Origin of the sequence: Kitasatospora sp. NPDC005751 (assembly GCF_040630835.1) — a bacterium.
In the GTDB taxonomy this organism is placed as follows: Bacteria; Actinomycetota; Actinomycetes; order Streptomycetales; family Streptomycetaceae; genus Kitasatospora.
On sequence record NZ_JBEXYC010000127.1, the window covers coordinates 1 to 4,948 of the forward strand.

The following is a 4,948-nucleotide window of genomic DNA, read 5'->3' on the forward strand; positions in this document are numbered from 1 at the left end:
GCCTGCTCCTTCCAGGTCGGGATCTGGTGGAGGCGTTCGGCCAGTTCGGCAAGGCGGCGGCAGGTGAGGTCCTGGCGGGTCTGGGTGTCGCGGGCCGCACGTTGTTCGGTCACGATCTGGTCGCGGCGCTGGGCGAGTCGGCCCGCTTGCGTGCGCCGGTCCGCAGTGAGTTCCTCGGCCGTGGTGACGGCTTGTGAGGCGGTGGCGGCTGCTTCGCGCAAGAGGGCAAGGGCACCGACGGGGTAGGTGGTGCGCCAGTTGTCGAGGCGGTGGCGCAGGTTCTCCAGTTGGCGACGGCGGTCGGTGAGCTGTGTGAGCTGCTCGCTGCGCTGGTTCCAGCGTTCCTCGATGGCGAGGTGCTCCGCGCGGGCGGCGTCGTCGTCGAACAGGGCGGAGTGGAACGGCAGGGCGAACGCGGTCCCGGCGAGGTGGCTGGCGGGGTCGTCGAGGGCTGCGGTGGCGGCGACCGAGACGAAGGCCGTGGCGCCGGGTTGCAGCTGTTCGAGGACGCCGCGGGCGGTATCGAGGTCGGCGGGATCGTTCAGAAGCACGCCGCTGACCAGGTGGGGGGCTCGGGCCAGTAGGTCTTCGCGGCGGTGGGCGGGGAGGTCTGCGAGGTAGTCCCAGCCCGTCCAGGCGTAGATGTTCTCGGCTTGGAGCCGTTCGCAGGCGTGGGTGAGGATCTGGGGTGGGGGCAGGCGTTTGCCGTCGGCCAGTGCGAGGCGGGCCTGCTCGTCACGCATCTCCTCCAGGCGCAAGGTGATGGTGTCCTTGTCGGCTCGTGAGGCCTGTTCGGTGAGGCGTTCACGCAGGACCTCGGTGTCCTGGGCGAGGTCGATCTGCTCGCCATCGAGGAGTTCGGACACCAAGGGGTCGCGGTGCAGGGCGGCGGCGAGGGTGTCGGCGTCGTCGAGCCGGTCGTGGGCTCGCCGGGCCTGGTTCTTCGCTTCGGCCTCCTTGCCGACGGCCTGCTCGAGGGCGTTTTGCGCCGTCTCGTGGAGGGCGGCGATCTCGTCCTGCTCCACGTCCAGGCCGGCGAGGCGTTCGGCGGTGGCTTCCAGGGCCTTGCCGGCCTCGAGGGATGCCTCGGGCAGGAGGTCGACGCCGGGGGCCAGATGGTCGGCCACGGCGCGCTCGGCGTCGGCGACGGCAGCGGCGACCCGGTCGAGGTGGGTGCGAGCCTGGGCAGCTGCGTCGGCGGCCCGGCACACGGCCTGGCCGTGCAGGTGGCGCTGGTCGGTGGCGGATTTCGTGTGCTGTTCAGCGGCGGTGACCTCGGTCTGCGCCGAGGCACGCGCCTGGGTGTCCAAGGCGCGCAGACCGAGGGCAAACTGCCTGGCGTGGCGGTCGCGGGCCTCCAGCGCGGGCCGGGCCCTTTGTTCGCCGGCGGCGACCTGGTCGCGCAGCAGTTGGGCGTCGGCGGTCTTTTGCCGGTAGTGCAGCACTTGGGGGGTGGCATGCCAGGCGGCGACGAGGCGGTTGGCGCTCACGACGTCGTCTTTGGCACTACTCAGGGCAGCCTCGGCCTGCTTCAGGAGCAGGCCGGCCAGGGCGAGTTCCTGCTGGGCTTCGGCCGCCTGCCAGCGCTTGGCATCGAGTTCCGCCTGGTCCAGTTCTCCCTTCAGCTCCCCGGCACGGTCGCGGAGCTGTTCGACGCGCTGGTCGTCCTCCAGGACCCGGCGGGCGATCTGGCCCGCGAAATGGGTGAGGTCCCGGGTTGCCTGCCCGGTGGCGGCCCGTGCCGTGGTGACAGCCCGTGATGCGTCCATCAGGGGCTCGAGTAGGTCCAAGGTGCCGGAGACGAAGTCGCTTTCGCATTGCAGGCTGCGGCGTTGGGCCAGTTTGTGGACGTGCTTGGCCACCAGGGAGGCGAGCGCGTCCAGCGGCTCGGGTTCGGTCACGGCCTCCAGGAGGAACTCTACGAACCGGGCGTCGGAGTCGAGGGCGAACGCGTGGACGGCCTCGCCTTCGTCGCGGTTCATGACTCGCTGGTAGTGGAACAGCGCCGGGTCCAGGCCGAGAAGTCCCAGTCGATCGGTCCATCCGGTGTGGCTGGGCGGCCAGGTCACCTCCAGGCTCTCGTCTTCGGCCTGACGCTCTTGTGTCTGCTGGCGGAAGGCGTCCAGGGCGAGGTAGCGGCCGTTTTCGGTGACGGGCAGGTTCTCCAGGTTGAGGGTGCCGTTCGGGCGGAAGTAGTACCAGCCCTCCTGGAAGTTCTTGGTGACCTTCGAGACAACGTCGTCCTTCCACGTCATCACCTTGCCGGAGACCAGCAGGTCTCCCGTGGTGGCGTGCATCCACTCCAGGACGACGTGGGAGACGTCCCCGGCCAGGACGAAGTCCTCGATCAGGCGCGGGTTCGGGGCGTCCTTGACCTGCTTGCGGCCTGGCAGCAGCACCGAGAACACGAGCTTGAGCAGGACGGTCTTCCCACCGCCGTTCTCCAGGAAGAGGATGCTCGCAGGCGACGGGCGCAGGGTATGAGTCGCGGGGCCGAACAGGTCATCCTGCTCGACGTCGATGGGCTGGCCCGCCCCGCGCAAGTCCAGGACGACGTCATGGAAGCGGGCACCGGCCGGCCCGACCGAGCACAGCCGGATCCGGGAGAGTTCGTACATGCGAAATGTTCCCTCGGGTCAGAGCAGGGTCGGGTCGGTGACGGACACGCGCAGCGTCGCCCGCGTGGCGTCCCCCGGCGGCACGACGCCCAGGCGCAGCAGTTCGTCGTAGGCCTCGACCGCGGCCAGGTCGCGGACCTGCAGCTGGTAGCGGCTGGTGGTGCGGAAGACCTTTCCCGGGGTGTCCTCGTCGCCGCGTTCGGCGAGCATGCCCTGGTCGACCAGGTAGCGCAGGGCCTTGGCCACGATCGCCTCGCGGGTGGGCGGGGCGAGGCGGCCGTCGGTGGTGGACGCAGAACCGGGGCGACGTAGGTAGGCGCGCCAGGCCCGCTCCAGGGCGGGGGCCTCGGCGGCGGGGTCGGTGTTGTGGCCATCATCCGCGGCCCGGTCGTCCAGTTCCTGGCAGATGTGGGCGACCAGGTCGTCGACGCCCTGCACGGTCACCCATCCTACGTAGCCGTCATCGGCCAGGTCCTGCGGGCGGGGAAAGCTCAGGGCGGCAATCGCCAGATGCGCGACGGCGTGCAGGAGCCGCTCCGGTTCGCGCATGTCGGGCCGACGGGTCTGGCGGGCGTACTGCTCGAGCTTGGGTTCGAACACCGAGCCGGGCCGGGACCCAAGGACGGTGCCCGAACGCATGGTGACGGCGACGACGCGCAGGCCCAGGCCTTCCGCGCAGCGGTCGACGAGCGCGTGGAAGGACGGGTCCTCGTCGTAACGGCGCACCAGGTCGCCGTAGCCCTCTTGGCGGTGGGGGCGCAGTTTGGGCCTGAAGCCGTAACTGACCAGGAGCGCCGCGGCCTCGACGTCGTCAGCGGCACCGGGGTGGGTCATCACTGCGTGCTCCCGTCGGTGGGGTCGGTGTGGGTGGGCCCGGGGCTCCCGGCCGCGTGCGCGGTATCGGGGGTGCGGGTGAGCCGGGCTGTGGTGATCAGCAGTTCGTCGCCGTGGAAGCCCTGGGTGTCGAAGGTGGTGTCGGCGGGCACGGCCAGCACGATGTGCTCCTCGCGGCGGCGCAGCGCGGCGTGGGGTTGCGGGCCGTGCGCGTCGACGCCCAGAAGCGCTACCAGGTGCGGCAGTTCGGGGTCGAGGGCGGCGGCTTCGTCGAGCAGGCTCGACAAGGTGCGGGCGGCCCCCGGACGGTGTAGGAGTTCCTCGGCCTGCTGCCACAGTTGCGAGCTGAAGCGCCGGTGTTCCGGGGACGGCTGTGTGTCGACGTCGGGCACCTCCCCGGCGAATCGGGCCCGCTGCGGTGTCGGCCTCAGCAGCAGGGTGACCAGGGCGGCCAGGTCGAGCAGGTCAGGAAGGTCAGGGCCTGCGGACTGGGCGAAGAATCGGCCCGCTGGCTGAAGGGCCTGGGTGATCGGCAGGTCGAGTAGCGGCCGAAGCAGTTGGCCGTGCAGGTCCAAGGCTGCCCGCTGGGGCTGCGGGGAGAACTGTTGGCGGTCTTGCTCTTCGCGGAAGACGTCATGCGCGTCCATGATGCGGCCTTGGAGACGGCCGTGCCGCACGATGCAGTCCTCGACGATCTCCACCAGTTCCGCGGCCTGGCTCTTGCGGTCGCCGTCGTCGGCCTCGTCGCGGGCGTCTCGCATGCTCTGGGCGATGGCCTGCTCGGCGCGGACTCGTTCCTGAATGTGCGCCAGCGACTGATCGATCAAGTCGGGGATCTTCTCCAACCAGTCAACCGCTTGGATGTTGCGGCGGGTCGCGTCCAGGTGCGCCCGGATCTGTTCGCCGTACTGGATAGTGCGAATCCGCGCCTGCTCCGCGACGAGTTTCGCGTCCGCGAGCCGGCCGCGTCGGATGAGATTGTCGAGCTTGACCTCTGCGGCGACCTGCGCGGACTCGACATCGGTGTCCAGAGCACCGACGAGAACGTTCAGCGCCTCGTTCGACGCGCGCAGATACAGGCGCCCCTCGGCGTCGCGGCGTTCCTCGATGAGCTTGAAGTGCCAAGTCAACACCTGGTAGACACCGTCGGCGTCGAAGAACCCGTAGTCGTGTCGGAACGTCCGCTCGAGATCGCCGGTGTTGATCAGGCTCTCCAGCACCCAGGTCGCAACCCGGGCGTGCTCCTCGGCCGGGCGGGCGGGCGCCTGTTGCCGGGCAAATTGCTGGACCCGGTCGACGACCTGGCGGTGTCCTGCGCCGGTGTCGAAGTCCATGGCGATCGCCACCTGGTCGATGGTGTACAGGGCGATCTCCGACATCTGGTAGGCCTTCAGCTCCTCCCCTACTGAGATTTTCGTTCTGTTGTCGGTGGTGACAGGTAGTGATCCCTGCGGTATGCCAATGGTGTGCGGTATGCGCAGGGTGGGGGCCTGACC

2 protein-coding genes and 1 pseudogene are annotated in these 4,948 nt (G+C 69.8%); all 3 read right to left on the reverse strand.

Annotated features, from left to right (window positions below; all coding sequences use genetic code 11):
* Positions 1-2,618 (reverse strand): annotated as a pseudogene (locus tag ABZ497_RS36405) (hypothetical protein); the annotation flags it as partial.
* Between the two features lie 18 nt (positions 2,619-2,636).
* Positions 2,637-3,452, reverse strand: coding sequence for a hypothetical protein (locus ABZ497_RS36410; protein WP_359812344.1), 816 nt, complete (start codon positions 3,450-3,452; stop codon positions 2,637-2,639).
* The coding region (locus ABZ497_RS36415; RefSeq protein WP_359812346.1) for a hypothetical protein at positions 3,452-4,948 on the reverse strand (1,497 nt) is incomplete at its 5' end. The genes ABZ497_RS36415 and ABZ497_RS36410, both read right to left, overlap by 1 nt.